This window comes from Streptomyces sp. NBC_00328 (genome assembly GCF_036139655.1).
Classification (GTDB): Bacteria; Actinomycetota; Actinomycetes; order Streptomycetales; family Streptomycetaceae; genus Streptomyces.
In genome coordinates this window covers 5097139-5114004 of sequence record NZ_CP108013.1, presented here as the reverse complement: position 1 = coordinate 5114004, position 16866 = coordinate 5097139, and the positions used below count along the sequence as shown (strand labels likewise).

Sequence of the window (16866 nt, the reverse complement as noted above, 5' to 3'; positions counted from 1 at the left end):
TTCGGGCTCAAGGGCGGAGAGCCCGGCGCGGGCTCAGCGTTCGCGGGTCTCGACGACGACCGACTCGATCACGATGTCGTCGACCGGGCGTTCCGTGCGCGGGCTGGTCGGGGCGCCGGCGATGGCGTCCACGACCTTCTGGCTGGCCACGTCCGTGATCTCACCGAAGATGGTGTGCTTGCGGGTCAGCCAGGCTGTCGGGGCGACGGTGATGAAGAACTGGGATCCGTTGGTGGCCGGGCCCGCGTTGGCCATGGCCAGCAGGTAGGACCTGTCGAACCGGAGGTCCGGGTGGAACTCGTCCTCGAACTGGTAGCCGGGGCCCCCGGTGCCGTTACCCAGCGGGTCGCCGCCCTGGATCATGAAGCCGCTGATCACCCGGTGGAAGACCGTGCCGTCGTACAGCTTGTCCATGGACGTCACACCCGTCTGCGGGTTGACCCACTCGCGCTCACCCGTGGCGAGTTCGACGAAGTTCCGGACCGTCCTCGGCGCGTGGTTCGGCAGGAGCCGGATGTCGATGTCGCCCTGACTGGTCTTCAGGGTGGCGTAAAGCTGCTCGGCCACGATCTGCCTTCCGTTGCCTTCTCTTGACGGCCCGATCCTCGCACGGACCGGACCGCTCGGCCCCTGACCGCCACCCCCGGACGCACGTGCGGACGCGGAAGCACAGAAGAACGTCGTGCGCACGGAAAGTCGTGCACACAGAAGGTCGCACGTACAGAAAGTCGTACGTACGGAAATCCCGTCGAAGTCGCGCCGGACGGGAGCGGGCAGCGGCGATCCGTGGCATTGTCGACGACAAGCTCCTGTTGCCCGTATTGATCCGCTATCTCACTTGATCGACACCTGACCGGCTCCGTCCCTGGAGTCTCCGGGAGTCGGCACCCGTGACACGGATGCCCGCCCTCACATGCCCCGGACCCCGTGGACGGGCATGATCCCCCCAGGGGCGGAAAGGTGAACTGTGTGTCTTTGGGGGTACCTGGTATCCCCGACGTACGCCACCGAGGAGGAGGAAACCCGTGACCCGCATCGACAGCGTGCGCGCCGCGACCGGCTCGGCGAAGGACAGCGTGCTGCACGCCGCGGAAGTGGTGGCGCCTTACGCCGACACAGCCAAGGACAGGGCCTCGTACTACGCGAGCGAAGCACGTGTACGGCTCGCACCGAAGGTGTCGCAGGCCGCCGAGCAGGCCCGCGTCCAGTACGACGCCTATCTCGCGCCGCGCCTTGAGCAGGCCCGTACCCATGTGCCGCCGAAGGTCGACCAGGCCGCCCAGGAGGCGGCCATCCGCACCCGCAAGGCGGCCCGCCAGGCCGCCGACTATTCCAAGCCGAGGATCGAGCAGGCGGTGGCCGCGGCCCAGCCCGTCCGGGACGAGGCAGCGGCGCGCGGTGTGGCAGCCATCGCCGCCCTGCGCGGCCAGGTCACGCCGCAGGAGATCCAGAAGCTGCTCCGCAAGCACGAGCGCCGAGCACGGGCCGGCCGTCTCGTGAAGGCGTTGGCCGTGCTGGGGATTTTGACGGGCGGAGCTTTCGCCGCCTGGAAGTGGTGGGACAAGCAGGCCAACCCCGACTGGCTCGTCGAGCCTCCGGCCGCGACCGAGGTGCCCGAGACAGGGCATCTGTCGTCGGTCGACGGCAGCGGCCAGTCCGACCTGGACCCCGAGGTACAGGTCAAGGAAGCCGAAGAGAAGGCGGCGGAGCGCGACGACCGCCACTGAACCGCCCAACATCACTGCGGGGCAGGAGACTTGACGGTCTCCTGCCCCGCAGCGATGTTTCACGTGGAACAGCACGAGCAGCCGCGAGCGCCCCGCGGAGGATTTACCCGCACCGCTCGCGATGACGTTTGCAACGGTCTTCGTGTGCAGCATCCATGGAGATGTTGTTGACAGAATGCGTCGAAGCGGTCACCCGGCAGCCCGTTCGGCAGCTCACGCAAGGGTCCTGGCAGCCCTGCCACCTCCGCGACACCGCGCCCGCCGTACGCACAGCCGGCCCAAAGGGCGCGCGCCGCCCATTCTGTTTGCGCAAAGAATTGCAACGCCTGCAAAGTCACTCCTGTGACTCACGTCACTGAAGTGGCTCACCCTTGGTCCCGCCCGGTCCGGGAACCGTCTCACCAGGGGCGCGCACGGACGCAGGGGCATACGAAAACCGGCCAGCCGCCCTGTGGGCGTCTGGCCGGTCCGGTGTGTGGAGCCTAGGGGAGTCGAACCCCTGACATCTGCCATGCAAAGACAGCGCTCTACCAACTGAGCTAAGGCCCCGTAATGAGGAGCGTCCGACCACAGGAACCATCTGTCGACGGGCGCCGCAGACCAGAGTACCGGGTCACCCAGGGGATCTCGCAAAATATTGGGGGTCCCCGTGGACGACCACTCTCCGTAAGATGCTCGACGTGGTTCGCTGTCGCGAACCGCGGTACTTGGGGAAGCGATGGGGAGACGCAATGGACGCCGCACAGCAGGAAGCAACCGCGAGAGCCCGGGAGCTGCAGCGGAACTGGTATGGGGAGCCGTTGGGGGCGCTCTTCCGTAGGCTCATAGAGGACCTGGGTCTGAATCAGGCGCGTCTTGCCGGGGTGCTGGGGCTGTCCGCGCCCATGTTGTCGCAGCTGATGAGCGGTCAGCGGGCCAAGATCGGCAATCCGGCGGTGGTCCAGCGCGTCCAGCTTCTGCAGGACCTGGCGGGGCAGGTCGCCGACGGGAGCGTCAGCGCCGCCGAGGCGACCGAGCGGATGGACGAGATCAAGAAGTCCCAGGGGGGATCGGTGCTCAGCAACACCACGCAGTCCACGACCAGTTCGGGAGCCCCGACGGTCAAGCGGGTGGTCCGCGAGATCCAGTCGCTGCTGCGTTCGGTGGCCGCCGCCGGAGACATCATCGACGCGGCGGACACTCTCGCCCCGACCCACCCGGAACTGGCAGAGTTCCTCCGGGTCTACGGTGCCGGCCGTACGTCCGACGCGGTCGCGCACTACCAGTCCCACCAGAACTGAGCCGAGCCCGGCCGCCGACCGCGGGAGCTGGAAGCAGTGACACCTTCCAGCCGCCGCACGTCATGCAGCCGGGCACCTCGGAAGAGGTCTCCGGACCGACCGCCGAAGGGGAGCGACGTACGACCATGGGTGAGGTCTTCGCAGGCCGGTACGAACTGGTCGACCCGATCGGGCGCGGGGGAGTCGGTGCGGTGTGGCGCGCCTGGGACCACAGGCGGCGCCGGTACGTGGCCGCCAAGGTGCTCCAGCAGAGCGACGCGCACGCCCTGCTGCGATTCGTGCGGGAACAGGCGCTGCGGATCGATCATCCCCATGTACTGGCTCCCGCCAGCTGGGCCGCCGACGACGACAAGGTCCTGTTCACCATGGACCTGGTGGCCGGGGGCTCCCTGGTCCATCTGGTCAACGACTACGGCCCCCTGCCTCCCGCGTTCGTCTGCACCCTGACCGACCAGCTCCTGGCGGGTCTCGGCGCCGTGCACGCGGAGGGAGTGGTGCACCGTGACATCAAGCCCGCCAACATACTTCTCGAAGCGACCGGCACGGGCCGGCCGAGGTTGCGTCTGTCCGACTTCGGCATCGCCATGCGGCTGGGCGAACCGCGCCTGACCGAGACCAACTACGTGGTGGGAACGCCGGGTTACTTCGCGCCCGAACAGATGCTGGGCTGCGAGCCCGATTTTCCCGCCGACCTGTTCGCCGTCGGCCTGGTCGCGCTGTACCTCCTGGAGGGCGGCAAGCCCGACGCCAAGGCGCTGATCGAGTACTTCGCCGAGCACGGAACGCCGTCCGCGCCGCGGGGCATACCCGAGCCCCTGTGGCAGGTCGTGGCGATGCTCCTCCAGCCCGATCCGCAGGCCCGCTTCCGGACCGCCACAGGGGCGCGCAAGGCCCTCGCCGCGGCGGTCGAGCTGCTGCCCGAGCCCGGACCCGACGACGAACTCATCGAGGTCTTCGACCAACTCGGGCCGCTGCCGGAGGGGTTCGGACCCAGAGGCCCCCTGGAACGGGGCGCAGCGTCGACAGGGAGTTCACGGACCCTGTCCTCCCGCGGATTTCCGGACACCACAGCGGCGGCCCCGGGAATCGGCTCCGACCCGAGCTCCGGATCGCATGTCGGATCAGATTTCGGATCAGGGTTCGGCGCTGTCCCCGGTTCGGAAATCGGCCCCGGCTCCGGCACAAGACGCGGTTCAAGCCGCTCAGGCGTTCTTCCAGCCTCCACGCCCGCGCCCGGCCCGGAGGAGGAATCCGGCTCCGCGCCCGTCCCCCCGGATGAGTCAGGGGAGTTGCGGGAGCCGCAAAAGGACGCTCACGGAGGCCTCCGGTCCGTCCCCGGCTCCAGGGACGGGTCACGCGGCCTCGGGACCGGGAACGTACCGGAATCCCGTCACGCCGGTGCCGAGCAGGGCTCGGGGCAGTGGCCCGCCGGGGACGGCATACCGGCTCAACCGAGCCGCGCCCGGGCGGGAGTTGAGCCCGGCTCCGAGCACGTACAGCCCCCGGCCGCCCCCGACGGCGTACGGGCCCGGCCCGCGTCCGAGGACGACCGGTCCCCCGCCGCACCGGACGACACACCCCAGGAACCCACACCCGGGATCTCCCCCCAGCCGTCCTCGATGTCGGACACCGGTAGTTTCCATCTGCCTCCGCCGCAGCCCGCGGCCGCCGCCGACCCCCGGCGACAGCCGCCGACCGAACCTCCCGGCGACCGGTCCCCCTACCCACCGACACCGCACCCTCAGGAGCCCCGCCCGGACCTGCAGGAGCCCCGCCCGGACCTGCAGGAGCCCACTCCCCCCACCTCGGTCCCGCTCCCCCCGCCGGTGTCCGCGCCGTTCTCTCCGCCGCCTTACGACCCGACCCCGACGCCGACCCCGACTCCCCCGACCGCGCCGCTTCCCGTGTACGCGTCCGCCCCGCACCGGTCCCCGGTCCCATCCGCCGCGATGCCGCAGCACACGTACGCCTCCACCGTTTCGTACACCGCTCGGTCCGTTCAGGTTCCGCCAGGGACCTCGGCCCGTCCGGGACACCGCAGAAGGCGCGCACGTCCGCGTCCGGGGCCGCCCGCCGCGGTCGCCGTGCCGATGCTGCTGCTCGCCCTGGCCTGTTTCGCGGTCGGATTCTGGGCACTGACCCAGGTCTGAGTCCGGGACCGACCCAGGTCTGAGTCCGGGAAGAACGAAAGGCGGCGCCGGCGCTACCGGCCCCGTGCCGCCCCGTGCTCCCAAGGGGCCGGTGCCGGCAGCGAGGCCGAGGCCGTATCGGCGTCCTCGGGCGCGGGCCGGACGGTCCGCGCCGCCCGGCGGCGCGCGATCACGGTCCACATCCCGAGCGTCAGCATCAGCAGGGTTCCGGTGCCGATGCCGGCCGCGGCGACCAGTTTCATGACGTCGCCGCGGCCGGTGCCGCCGCTGCTCTGACCGGTGTCCGCCGCACCGTCCGCCGTTCCGTCGCCGGCCGCGTCGCCGGAGCCGCCCACCGGAACGGCGAACACGTCCCCGGGTACCGGTTTCCCCGCGTAGGCAGGGCCCGTCCCCGCCGCTCCGGTCACGCGCACCCGCAGCGTCAGCCCGAACGGACCCTCGCCGAAGCGGTCGGCGACCTGCGCGGCGAGATGGACCACGAGGTAGTAGGAGCCGGCGAACCGCATCCCGCTCACACGGTCGTTGAGCGCGAAGCGGTTCTCGTAGGCGACGGGAGGCAGGGGGGCGAGCGCGGCGGAACGCTGGCTGCCGTCGTACCCGGAGCCGACGCCGTCGACGAGGCCTCGTACCGGGTTGTAGAGGGACATGACGAGGGCGGTGCCGACAGAGCCCTCTCCCCGGCTCGCGCTGCCCAGGTCCGCGGTCGCGTAGACCTGCTGTCCCCAGTCGACCGGCACCTTGTAGAAGCGGGTCTGCCCCGGGCTGATGCCGTCCTTCCAGACTCCCTGTCCGAGCGGGACGGCCCCGCTGAACCCCGCGCCGCCGGCGCGGTGCTTCGCGTCCCCCACGAGCGGCTCGGGCGACGCCGAGTTCCAGACCTCCGGAGCGCTCGTCGGTCCGGACGCCGTCTTCAGAGCGGGCTCCGACACATAGCCGAGTTCCAGGTCCCAGGGGCGGGACGCGGAGGACTCCGTGCCGGACGGAGCCTCCCTGCCGCTCGTCGCGCCCGCCGCCCCGGTCCGTTCGACGACCACGTAGTACGTTCCCGCCGTCTGGCAGGCGTACCGCTCACCGCTCGTCTCGCGGGAGGCCCAGGCGGCGATGGGGTGCGGGCTCTGGGTGGCGCCGAAGTGGACGGTGCCGGTGAAGGAGCAGTTGCGGCCGTTGGCGTCCTGAAGGGAGACCTTGAGGCCGTCCGAGTAGGAGACCGTCGCGCCGGGCCGGGGGACGGCGGTGGCGGAGACGTACGCGTCGGAGTCGGCACCGAGTTCGAGGCGGTAATACAGCCTGCCGTCCCTCCCCGCGAGTCCGACGGAGCTCTTGTACGCCCGGCCGGGCCGAAGGAGTACGGAGTCGGTCGTGCCGGCCGCGCCCTTGACGGCGACGGCGTCCTCGGCGAAGGCGTACGGCCCGGACGTGCCGTCGGCGGCCGTGCTCGCGGCCTTCGCGGTGGTCCGCGCATCGACGGTCCAGGGGGCGGCGGCGGCCCGGCCCGTGGGGGCGGGGCTCACACACAGCGCGGCAGCCACCGCCGTGGCCGCGAGCATCCGGCCGTGCCACGACCTCGCAAGCCGGCCTCCGGCACACCGGCCCTTCGTGCGCCGCCCCATCACGCGCCACCCCTCGTCGAAGCCCCTGGCGCGGACCATCCTGCCCCGTCGGCCACCACGACACCCGGGCTATCGGAGGGAGCGGCCGAAAGGAAGCGGCCGAACACCCTCGGGTTTTGCCTCCGCAACCGATTCGCTTGCGTTCGTGAACCGACGGGCTCCCGGGAAACACAAAACCCCGACCGCGAGGCGGCCGGGGTCTGCTCCGAGACTGTTGTCGATCTCACGAACCCGTGGGCACGGAGTCGGTCGCCTCCGTCCACAGATCCTGCTCGGCGCGATCCGCCTGGATCTGGCGGTACACGAGGAGCCCGCCGATGGCGGCCAGTGCGACCAGGAGAAGCTTCTTCACCGCGCGACCTCGTCCTTCGTTGACGTAGGGGACTTCTGGCGCCCGACTATACACACCGACCGATATCGATCGGTGACCTGGATCGGCCCCCAACTGCGGCCCCCCGCACAGCGGGAGAGCGGGATGACACCGCCCCGATCTCACAGTGATCACGCGTCACAGACTGTTACTTTTATGGGCATTCACGCACTTTTCTGATCACTTGCCGCCATCCGGGTGGTGTTCATCTGAACATCAACGCGCCACGGGCGCAGGTCCACCACTTCACGGCCCGCATACACATCATGAGGAAAGTACGCAAATCGCCCGACCCGAAAGTGAGGGGCCGTGACCCAGAACAAGGTCATGAAGATGTGGAGCGCGATCGTCACCGCCTTCCTGGCGCTCTGCACGACGCTCGGACTCGTCACCACCACCGCGGCCGCCGCGGTACCGCAGGCCGGCCCGGCCCGCAACACGGAGTCCTCGGTGGCGGCCCCGGCGATCGCCCAGGTCCCGGCAGCCTGGACCTGGTCCTACAACCGGGCCCTGCCCCCCACGATGAAGCAACGCATCCGCGCCGAGGCGCACGGCTCCTCGCCGAGCTGCCGACACCGCGCACCGGCGGACGAGGGCACGACGGAGGCCGCCGCTCCCGGCAGCGTGGAAGGCCTCGCGGAACCCGACGCCTGTTCCAGGCCCGAGACGCTCGCAACGCCCGGCACAGAGCCTCTGGGGGCCCTCACGCCGGTCACACAGCTCCAGCGCTGAGCCGGCCCCGATCCGGGCGCCGGGACAGGCGCCGATCCAGGCACCACGGCAGGCACAGGACGGTCATCGAGGCAGGCCCCTGGACGGGCGCCTCGGCAGGCACGAACAGGCACCACGGCCGGCACAGGACGGGCGTCGCACAGACGCCGGACGAACGACGCCGGACGAACACCGCAGCAGGCGGGAAGCGCCGTACGAGAACTCGGTACGGGGCGGAAAGCACGGACACCGCCCCCGGCCACTTCCCCAGCCTCACGGTTCCCGGCCGCTCCCTGAACCACCGTTCCTCGGCATCCCCTCGGGCCCCACTCCGTGGAGCGCGGCCCGTACCCCCTCACGGACACCCTGAAGTAGCGGCGAACTTGCGTACAAAGCACCCAGGGCAAAGGCCCGGCGACTCTTCCGAGTCGCCGGGCCTTCGACAATGCGGCAACGCCTCCGGGCGGTCGGCAAGCCCGCCGAGCGCCCGAAGGTCCACTCATCGGCTAGCGCTGGGTACCCATCGCCGCCACAAACCCCACCATCATCACGATCGACGCGAGCACCACGAGGAGGCACCCACCCATGAAGATCCAGCCGCAGGAGGCCCGATCGAGCTTCCCGCGCTCATACGGATCGTCGTAGCGGGGGTCGACGTCATCGGGATCCGTCATCGCGCCCCTTGGTTGATGTCAGCCGCAGATGTCAAAGGCCCCCGGTCCGAATGGACCGGGGGCCTTTGCACTGGTGGGGCTAACAGGATTTGAACCTGTGGCCTCATCCTTATCAGGGATGCGCTCTAACCAACTGAGCTATAGCCCCGCCGCGCTTTGCGGTGTGTGTCCCGCGCGCTGACCTCTGAAGATTAGCGCACGACGCGGCCAGTCCCAAAATCGATAGTCGGAGGGCGTTTGAACGCGCCCTCACTCGTCCTCTGCGAGGGTCAGCTCCACGCCGCCGACGAAGCCGGCGGAGAGGTTGTAGATGAACGCTCCGAGGGTCGCCAGAGCGGTCGCGAGGACCACGTCGATGACCGCGATGACCGACGTGAACATCAGGACGTGCGGCAGCGAGAGGAACGACTGGAGGTCGAAGCCGTTGGACTCGTTCGACCCGGTCGCCTCGGAGATCGTGCCGCCGACGGTCGAGAAGACGCCCATCGCGTCCATGACCATCCACAGCACCGCCGCCGCCACGATCGTGCAGATGCCGAGCGCGATGGAGAGCAGGAAGCTGACCTTCATCACCGACCACGGGTCGGCCTTGGCCACCCGCAGCCGCGCCTTGCGCACGCGCGGCGTCGTCCGCGCGCCCGTACGCGGCCGGCGGACCGCGCCGGCCGGAGCCTGCGCCGGGTACGCCTGCGGCGGGTGATACGGCTGTGCGGGCTGCTGCCCGTGCCGCTCACCCGGCAGCGGCGATGCCGCCGCGGACGGCGCCACCGGCGGCGCGACCGGGGCCGCCTGCCCGCCCGCGTGCTGCTGGGCCTGCTGGCCTCGGGTGTCGGTCACAGTTCCCCCCTGGGATCCATGAGAGTCATGGGAGTCAGTTCCGTCCATGGCGGTGCCACGGCCGCCGTCCGTTTCCGTACCGGTCGATCCGGCGCCCGTGGCTCCACTCACGACGACTCACTCCTCGCGCTACTCGGCCGAGGACGGCTCGCCCTCTTCCGTACCGACGGCCTCGACGCCTTCGGCGGTCTCGTCCACGGCCTCATCGCCGTCGACCTCCTCCGCCTCCCGGCCGGCCTCGGCGTTACGAGCGATGCCGACCACGGCATCGCGCTTGCCCAGGTTGATCAGTTGGACGCCCATGGTGTCACGGCCCGTCTCCCTGACCTCGTTGACTCGCGTACGAATCACACCACCGGACAGTGTGATGGCGAGGATCTCGTCGGTCTCCTCGACCACCAGCGCGCCGACCAGGGAACCACGGTCCTCGACGATCTTGGCGGCCTTGATACCGAGGCCGCCGCGACCCTGGACGCGGTACTCGTCGACGGCGGTCCGCTTCGCGTACCCACCGTCTGTGGCAGTGAACACGAACGTACCGGGTCGAACAACATTCATCGAGAGCAGCTCGTCGCTCTCGCGGAAGCTCATGCCCTTGACGCCCGAGGTCGCACGGCCCATCGGTCGCAAAGCGTCATCCGTCGCGGTGAACCTGATCGACTGGGCCTTCTTGCTGATCAGCAGCAGATCGTCCTCTGCGGAGACGAGCTCGGCTCCGATCAGTTCGTCGTCGGATCCGTCCTCCGTCTCACGAAGGTTGATGGCGATGACACCGCCGGCGCGGGGCGAATCGTAATCCTTGAGCGGTGTCTTCTTGACCAGTCCGCCCTTGGTGGCCAGCACGAGATAGGGCGCCGCCTCGTAGTCGCGGATCGCGAGGATCTCGGCGATCGCCTCGTCCGGCTGGAAGGCCAGCAGGTTGGCGACGTGCTGGCCGCGCGCGTCACGGCCGGCGTCCGGGAGCTCGTAGGCCTTGGCGCGGTAGACCCGGCCCTTGTTGGTGAAGAACAGCAGCCAGTGGTGCGTCGTCGACACGAAGAAGTGGTCGACGATGTCGTCCTGCTTCAGCTTCGTACCGCGGACGCCCTTGCCGCCCCGCTTCTGCGAGCGGTAGTCCTCGGTCTTGGTGCGCTTGATGTAGCCGCCGCGCGTGATGGTGACGACGATGTCCTCTTCGGCGATCAGGTCCTCGATGGACATGTCACCGTCGAAGGGCACCAGCTTGGAGCGGCGGTCGTCGCCGAACTTCTCGACGATCGCGGCGAGCTCCTCGCTGATGATGCCGCGCTGGCGCAACGGCGAGGCGAGGATCTCGTTGTACTCGCGGATCTTGGCCTGGAGCTCGTCGTGCTCCTGGATGATCTTCTGGCGCTCCAGGGCGGCCAGTCGGCGCAGCTGCATCTCGAGGATCGCGTTGGCCTGGATCTCGTCGATCTCCAGGAGGCCCATCAGGCCCTCGCGCGCGATCTCCACGGTGTCGCTGCGCCGGATGAGCGCGATGACCTCGTCGATGGCGTCCAGGGCCTTCAGCAGGCCGCGCAGGATGTGCGCGCGCTCCTCGGCCTTGCGCAGCCGGAACTTCGTCCGGCGGACGATGACCTCGATCTGGTGCGCCACCCAGTGGCGGATGAACGCGTCCAGGGAGAGGGTGCGCGGCACACCGTCGACGAGCGCCAGCATGTTCGCGCCGAAGTTCGTCTGCAGGTCGGTGTGCTTGTAGAGGTTGTTCAGGACGACCTTGGCGACGGCGTCCCGCTTGAGGACGATCACGAGCCGCTGGCCGGTACGGGAGCTGGTCTCGTCCCGCACGTCCGCGATGCCGCCGACCTTGCCGTCCTTGACCAGGTCGGCGATCTTCTGGGCGAGGTTGTCGGGGTTGACCTGGTACGGGAGTTCGGTGACCACCAGGCACTGGCGGTTCTGGATCTCCTCGACGTCGACGACCGCGCGCATCGTGATGGAGCCACGGCCCGTGCGGTACGCCTCCTCGATGCCCTTGCGGCCCACCACCAGGGCGCCACTCGGGAAGTCGGGGCCCTTGATGCGCTCGATCAGGGCGTCCAGGAGCTCCTCGTGGGAGGCCTCGGGGTTCTCCAGGTACCACTGGGCGCCGGCCGCGACCTCGCGCAGGTTGTGCGGCGGGATGTTGGTGGCCATACCGACCGCGATACCCGCCGAACCGTTGATCAGCAGGTTCGGGAAGCGGGCCGGCAGGACCGTCGGCTCCTGGTTGCGGCCGTCGTAGTTGTCCGTGAAATCGACGGTCTCCTCGTCGATGTCGCGGACCATCTCCATGGACAGCGGCTTCAGCTTGCACTCGGTGTACCGCATGGCGGCGGCCGGGTCGTTGCCGGGAGAGCCGAAGTTGCCGTTGGAGTCCACCAGCGGCATCCGCATCGACCACGGCTGTGCGAGACGGACCAGCGCGTCGTAGATCGAGGAGTCGCCGTGCGGGTGGTAGGTGCCCATGACGTCGCCGACGACGCGGGCGCACTTGTAGAAGCCCTTCTCAGGCCGGTAGCCGCCGTCGTACATGGCGTACAGGACGCGGCGGTGGACGGGCTTGAGACCGTCCCGCACGTCGGGCAGCGCGCGCGACACGATGACGGACATCGCGTAGTCGAGGTACGAGCGCTGCATCTCGGTCTCGAGCCCGACGGGCTCGATGCGCATGGCGATGTCGCCCGCTTCAGGATTGCTCGGTGCGTTCTCGTCGGTCATTGCTGGTGAAGATCCTTTCTGACGCGGTCAGCTGAGACCGACTCAGATGTCGAGGAAGCGGACGTCCTTGGCGTTGCGCTGGATGAACGCGCGGCGGGCCTCGACGTCCTCGCCCATGAGGACGGAGAAGAGATCGTCGGCCTGGGCGGCGTCGTCGAGGGTGACCTGACCGAGGACGCGGTGCTCCTGGTCCATGGTCGTGATGCGCAGCTCCTCGGCGTTCATCTCACCGAGACCCTTGAAGCGCTGGATCGAGTCCTCGCGCACGCGCTTGCCGGCCTGGCGGCCGAGCTCGATCAGCGCGTCGCGCTCGCGGTCCGAGTACGCGTACTCGAAGTCGTCCCGGCCCCACTTGATCTTGTAGAGCGGCGGACGCGACAGGAACACGTGCCCGGCCTCGACCAGCGGCCGCATGAAGCGGAACAGGAAGGTCAGCAGCAGGGTGTTGATGTGCTGGCCGTCCACGTCGGCGTCCGCCATCAGAATGATCTTGTGATAGCGGAGCTTCGCGATGTCGAAGTCCTCGTGGACTCCGGTGCCGAAGGCGGAGATCAGTGCCTGGATCTCCTGGTTCTGCAGGATCTTGTCGATCCGCGCCTTCTCGACGTTGAGGATCTTTCCCCGGATCGGGAGGATGGCTTGGTACTGCGGGTTCCGGCCGGACTTGGCCGAGCCGCCGGCGGAGTCACCCTCGACGATGAAGATCTCGCACTTGATGGGGTCGTTCGACTGGCAGTCGGAGAGCTTGCCCGGCAGGGACGCCGACTCCAGGAGGCCCTTGCGGCGGGTGAGGTCACGCGCCTTGCGGGCCGCCACGCGCGCGGTGGCCGCCTGGATGGACTTGCGGATGATGTCCGCGGCCTCGACCGGGTTGCGGTCCAGCCAGTCGTTGAGGTGCTCGTAGACCGCCTTCTGGACGAAGGTCTTCGCCTCCGTGTTGCCCAGCTTGGTCTTGGTCTGGCCCTCGAACTGAGGCTCGCTCAGCTTGACCGAGATGATCGCGGTCAGACCCTCGCGGATGTCGTCACCCGTGAGGTTGTCGTCCTTCTCGCGAAGCAGCTTCTTGTCGCGCGCGTACTTGTTGATGAGCGAGGTCAGCGCCGCACGGAAGCCTTCCTCGTGCGTGCCGCCCTCGTGGGTGTGGATGATGTTGGCGAAGGAGTACACGCCCTCGCTGTAGCCGCTGTTCCACTGCATCGCGACCTCGAGGGACAGGCTCTTGTCCTTGTCCTCGGCTTCGAGGTCGATGACGGTGGGGTGCACCGCTTCTCCCTTACGGGAGTTGAGGTACTTCACGAAGTCGACGATGCCGCCTTCGTAGTGGTACGTGACGGTCTTGACCTCGTCCTTCTCGTCGGCGCCCGCCTCGTCCGCCCCGGCGACGGCCTTCGCCGAATCGCGCTCATCAGTGAGTTTGATCGTCAAACCCTTGTTGAGGAACGCCATCTCCTGGAAGCGCCGCGAGAGCGTCTCGAAGGAGTACTCCGTGGTCTCGAAGATGTCCGCGTCGGCCCAGAAGGTGACCGACGTTCCGGTCTCGTTCGTGGCCTCGTGCTGGGAGAGAGGGGCCGTCGGGACGCCCAGCTTGTATTCCTGCGTATACCGGTGGCCGTCCGTCTTGACCTCGACGGAGATCTTGCTCGACAGGGCGTTCACGACGGAGACGCCGACGCCGTGCAGACCGCCGGAGACCGCGTAGCCGCCGCCGCCGAACTTGCCGCCCGCGTGCAGCACGGTCAGCACGACCTCGAGGGCCGGCTTGCCCTCGGAGGCGACGATGCCCACCGGGATGCCGCGGCCGTTGTCGACGACGCGTACTCCGCCGTCCGGGAGGATCGTGATATCGATCGTGTCCGCGTGGCCGGCCAGCGCCTCGTCGACCGAGTTGTCCACCACCTCGTACACGAGGTGGTGGAGTCCACGCTCACCGGTCGAACCGATGTACATGCCAGGTCGCTTGCGGACCGCGTCCAGACCCTCGAGGACGGTGATGGCACTGGCGTCGTACGAGGATGTGACCTCGCCGTTCGCGCCGGCGTCGGTGGACGGGATGTTCTCGTTGGGGTTGCCGGAATCGGCCACGAAGCGCCCTTTCTGGCACAGCACAAGCCGAACTCCCGGCGGGTGGCCGGAGCGGCTGCGGCGTGTTGCGGTGGTAAGCCTTAGTCAGCGTTGCTCGGTGCGTCCCACTAGTGGGGCGGGATTAGCTTCCAGTCTACCGGTAGCGCTGACAGTGATGGGGGTTTGCCGGTACCTGAGTCCGCATGTGCCGCCCTGAACCGGTCTCGCCCGACTCCCCATATGCGGACCCGGGCCCAAAGAGGCTTACAGCGGCACTCAGCCCTTCCGAGTGTCAACCCCCGGCTACTCACGGGTCAGGTCGCCGTCCGCCGTCGCGCGCGGGGGCCCGCGGAGGTCGCCCGAAGCATGCCGAGCGGCGTCCCACAGGGTGTCCGAGGTGACCTTTGGGCAGTCATCGATACTCCTCTGACCAGCGGATATCGATGGTTCTCCGTATTGCCGGGCGGGGGGTGACCGAGAGCGGCGCACCCCAGGGGAGACAGCCACCGAGGACCACGGAGGACAGAGGGGCATCCACGGGCGGGATCGGTGAGGGATCCGGGGGTGCGGCGATCGGCCGCCTCCCGTACCCCGCGGCGGCGGCACACGCCCCGAACCCGGGCGCGGCACGGCCCGGCACCGCCCCGGACGACGGCCGGAATTCGCCCATGACCATCGGCCCGGCCCGGTCACGATCTCCCGGGTCGGCGGGTCAGCCGACCCGGAAACGGTCGAGATCGCCGGGTCCGAAGACGGCCGGCATCGCCTGGATCAACCGCGGTCGACGCGCTGACGCGCCGGCCGTCCGTGGAGGGATCAGGATCGCCCGCGCTCGGGACCGCCGCGGCCGATCGTCCGACGGTCGCCCGCGGGCCCGGCGGCGCCGGTCACCGCCCTGTGAGGGGCGTCCACGCGGGTACGCCGTCCGCAGGACCGGCGGGCGCGGATCGGTCACCCGTAGGTGTCGCCGGGACCCGTGCTGCCCGGAGCGCGCAGCGGCCCGTACCGGCGCGGGGGACCCGTCGGCCCCTGGACCTTGAGCAGACGCACGGTGCCGTGACCGAGGTCCTGGTTCAGCCGCGCCACCAGTTGCGGCGCCAGCAGGCGCAGCTGGGTCGCCCAGGCGGTCGAGTCGCACTGCACCGTGAGCACCTTCTCGGCCGGGTCGTCGTCGTAGCGCAGCGGAACGCAGTGGTTGGCCAGGTCGTCGCCGACGATCTGCGGCCAGCGGCCCATCACGCCGCCCACCGCGGCCGGGGTCTCCCAGCCGCGCTCGGTGAGCAGCCGGTTGATGGCGGCGCCGAGCGCCATGGGGTCGCGTCCGTCGGCACCGGAGCCGGAACGCAGGCCACCGCCGCGCCGCGCCTGCTTCTTCAGCTGGGCCGCGTCCCCACGCGCGCGTGCCTGCTCCTTCGCGGCGCGCAGCGCCACGCGCGCGAGGTCGACGCCGGACGGCTCCGGGGTCTTCTTGCGGGGCCCGGCGCCGGACGCGTTCTCGCCGCCCGTCCCCGATGTGTTCTCCGTCATAGGCGCTCCACCGTGCCTTCGGACACGGCGTACCGCGTCCCGGCCAGAACATCCGGTACGTCGTCGTCCACCGCGGCTGTCACGAGGACCTGCTCACCGGGGGCGACAAGCTCCGCGAGGCGCTCGCGTCTGCGGCTGTCCAGCTCCGCGAAGACGTCGTCGAGGACCAGCACCGGCTCGTTGCCCTCGGCCCTGAGCAGGTCGTACGAGGCCAGGCGCAGCGCGAGCGCGTACGACCAGGACTCTCCGTGCGAGGCGTATCCCTTGGCGGGCAGCTGGCCGAGCTTGAGGACCAGATCGTCCCGGTGGGGCCCCACGAGGGTCACACCGCGCTCGATCTCCGGCTTGCGGCCCTCCTCCATGGCGGCCATGAGCTGCGCGTAGAGCTCCTCGCGGGCGTGACCCACGACGCCGGGCGAGGACGCCTTGTACTCCAGGACGACGGGCCCGCCGCCGGGCGCCAGCTGCTCGTACGCCTTGTCGGCCAGCGGCTGGATCGCCGCGACCAGGTCGAGCCGCTGGGCCATCAGCTCGGCTCCCACGCGCGCGAGGTGCTGGTCCCACACGTCGAGCGTGGACAGGTCCATGGTGCGGCCGCCGTGCCGACGGGCCATCGCGGCCGACTTCAGCAGGGTGTTGCGCTGCTTGAGGACCCGGTCGTAGTCGGATCGGACGCCTGCCATGCGCGGGGAGCGGGCGGTGATCAGTTCGTCGAGGAACCGGCGTCGCTCCCCGGGGTCGCCCTTGATCAGGGCGAGATCCTCGGGCGCGAACAGGACGGTTCGTACGATGCCGAGTACGTCACGGGGTCTGACCTGGGAGGACCTGTTGATGCGGGCGCGATTGGCCTTGCCGGGGTTCAGCTCCAGCTCGATGAGCTGCTGGCGCTCTCCCTGGCGGACATTGGCCCGGATGATCGCCCGGTCGGCGCCCATGCGGACGAGCGGCGCGTCCGAGGAGACGCGGTGGCTGCCGAGGGTCGCGAGATAGCCGACGGCCTCGACCAGATTCGTCTTGCCCTGTCCGTTGGGCCCCACGAACGCGGTGACGCCCGGGTCGAGCGGGACCTCGACCCGGGCGTACGAGCGGTAGTCGGCCAGCGACAGATGCGTGACGTGCATGGTCGTTCGCCGACCTCCCCCAGCGTGGTGTTCTGGTGTTGCGGGTTCTGGCCGGGGTCCGTGCGGACCCCGGTCCT

General features: G+C 69.5%; 13 protein-coding genes and 2 tRNA genes. 4 read left to right on the top strand and 11 right to left on the bottom strand.

The genetic code is table 11. From position 1 onward, the window contains the following. Positions 1–33: 33 nt before the first annotated feature. Entirely contained in the window at positions 34–567 is a 534-nt protein-coding gene (locus OG485_RS22375) for a peptidylprolyl isomerase (protein WP_328670371.1), read from the bottom strand. A gap of 458 nt (positions 568–1025) precedes the next feature. Between OG485_RS22375 and OG485_RS22370 the strand changes: the two genes are divergently transcribed. Next, positions 1026–1727: a DUF5324 family protein gene (locus OG485_RS22370; protein WP_328670370.1), complete on the top strand. Its 702-nt coding sequence runs from the start codon at positions 1026–1028 to the stop codon at positions 1725–1727. Between the two features lie 476 nt (positions 1728–2203). Here OG485_RS22370 and OG485_RS22365 read toward each other — a convergent pair. Further along, positions 2204–2276: transfer RNA gene (locus OG485_RS22365), tRNA-Ala, on the bottom strand. A 182-nt stretch (positions 2277–2458) separates the two neighbouring features. On the opposite strand from OG485_RS22365, the gene OG485_RS22360 reads away from it, so the two are divergent. Then, positions 2459–3007 (top strand): helix-turn-helix domain-containing protein, encoded by a 549-nt coding sequence (locus OG485_RS22360; RefSeq protein WP_037689714.1) that lies wholly within the window; start codon positions 2459–2461, stop codon positions 3005–3007. 125 nt (positions 3008–3132) lie between these two features. After that, on the top strand, positions 3133–5157 hold the full coding sequence (locus OG485_RS22355) for a serine/threonine protein kinase (protein WP_328670369.1): 2025 nt from the start codon (positions 3133–3135) through the stop codon (positions 5155–5157). A 53-nt stretch (positions 5158–5210) separates the two neighbouring features. Here OG485_RS22355 and OG485_RS22350 read toward each other — a convergent pair whose 3' ends face one another. Further along, complete coding sequence (locus tag OG485_RS22350) at positions 5211–6704, bottom strand: hypothetical protein (RefSeq protein WP_328670368.1); 1494 nt, start codon at positions 6702–6704, stop codon at positions 5211–5213. A 286-nt stretch (positions 6705–6990) separates the two neighbouring features. Continuing rightward, positions 6991–7119: a DLW-39 family protein gene (locus tag OG485_RS22345; protein ID WP_003999697.1), complete on the bottom strand. Its 129-nt coding sequence runs from the start codon at positions 7117–7119 to the stop codon at positions 6991–6993. Between the two features lie 327 nt (positions 7120–7446). Here OG485_RS22345 and OG485_RS22340 point away from each other — a divergent pair, with 327 nt between their 5' ends. After that, positions 7447–7869, top strand: coding sequence for a DUF6344 domain-containing protein (locus OG485_RS22340; protein WP_328670367.1), 423 nt, complete (start codon positions 7447–7449; stop codon positions 7867–7869). A gap of 485 nt (positions 7870–8354) precedes the next feature. Here OG485_RS22340 and OG485_RS22335 read toward each other — a convergent pair whose 3' ends face one another. From OG485_RS22335 to recF, 7 genes are all read right to left on the bottom strand, one after another. After that, positions 8355–8522: a hypothetical protein gene (locus OG485_RS22335; protein ID WP_328670366.1), complete on the bottom strand. Its 168-nt coding sequence runs from the start codon at positions 8520–8522 to the stop codon at positions 8355–8357. 71 nt (positions 8523–8593) lie between these two features. After that, positions 8594–8670: transfer RNA gene (locus OG485_RS22330), tRNA-Ile, on the bottom strand. 101 nt (positions 8671–8771) lie between these two features. Beyond that, positions 8772–9470 carry a DUF3566 domain-containing protein gene (locus OG485_RS22325; RefSeq protein ID WP_328670365.1) on the bottom strand — a complete coding sequence of 233 codons (699 nt, stop codon included), beginning with the start codon at positions 9468–9470 and terminating at the stop codon, positions 8772–8774. Between the two features lie 18 nt (positions 9471–9488). Further along, positions 9489–12080, bottom strand: coding sequence for a DNA gyrase subunit A (gene gyrA / locus OG485_RS22320; RefSeq protein ID WP_328670364.1), 2592 nt, complete (start codon positions 12078–12080; stop codon positions 9489–9491). A gap of 42 nt (positions 12081–12122) precedes the next feature. Beyond that, positions 12123–14186 carry a DNA topoisomerase (ATP-hydrolyzing) subunit B gene (gyrB, locus tag OG485_RS22315; RefSeq protein ID WP_328670363.1) on the bottom strand — a complete coding sequence of 688 codons (2064 nt, stop codon included), beginning with the start codon at positions 14184–14186 and terminating at the stop codon, positions 12123–12125. 906 nt (positions 14187–15092) lie between these two features. Then, entirely contained in the window at positions 15093–15668 is a 576-nt protein-coding gene (locus OG485_RS22310) for a DUF721 domain-containing protein (protein ID WP_328670362.1), read from the bottom strand. Continuing rightward, complete coding sequence (gene recF / locus OG485_RS22305) at positions 15665–16789, bottom strand: DNA replication/repair protein RecF (protein WP_328670361.1); 1125 nt, start codon at positions 16787–16789, stop codon at positions 15665–15667. Before recF ends, OG485_RS22310 begins: the two co-directional genes overlap by 4 nt. Between the last annotated feature and the right edge of the window lie 77 nt (positions 16790–16866).

Bases quoted from the DNA above. Each gene is read 5' to 3' on its own strand.
- OG485_RS22360 (WP_037689714.1), top strand. From the start codon at position 2,459: ATGGACGCCGCACAGCAGGAAGCAACCGCGAGAGCCCGGGAGCTGCAG.
- OG485_RS22355 (WP_328670369.1), top strand. From the start codon at position 3,133: ATGGGTGAGGTCTTCGCAGGCCGGTACGAACTGGTCGACCCGATCGGG.
- OG485_RS22350 (WP_328670368.1), bottom strand. From the start codon at position 6,704: ATGCTCGCGGCCACGGCGGTGGCTGCCGCGCTGTGTGTGAGCCCCGCC.
- OG485_RS22335 (WP_328670366.1), bottom strand. From the start codon at position 8,522: ATGACGGATCCCGATGACGTCGACCCCCGCTACGACGATCCGTATGAG.
- gyrA (WP_328670364.1), bottom strand. From the start codon at position 12,080: ATGACCGACGAGAACGCACCGAGCAATCCTGAAGCGGGCGACATCGCC.
- OG485_RS22310 (WP_328670362.1), bottom strand. From the start codon at position 15,668: ATGACGGAGAACACATCGGGGACGGGCGGCGAGAACGCGTCCGGCGCC.
- recF (WP_328670361.1), bottom strand. From the start codon at position 16,789: ATGCACGTCACGCATCTGTCGCTGGCCGACTACCGCTCGTACGCCCGG.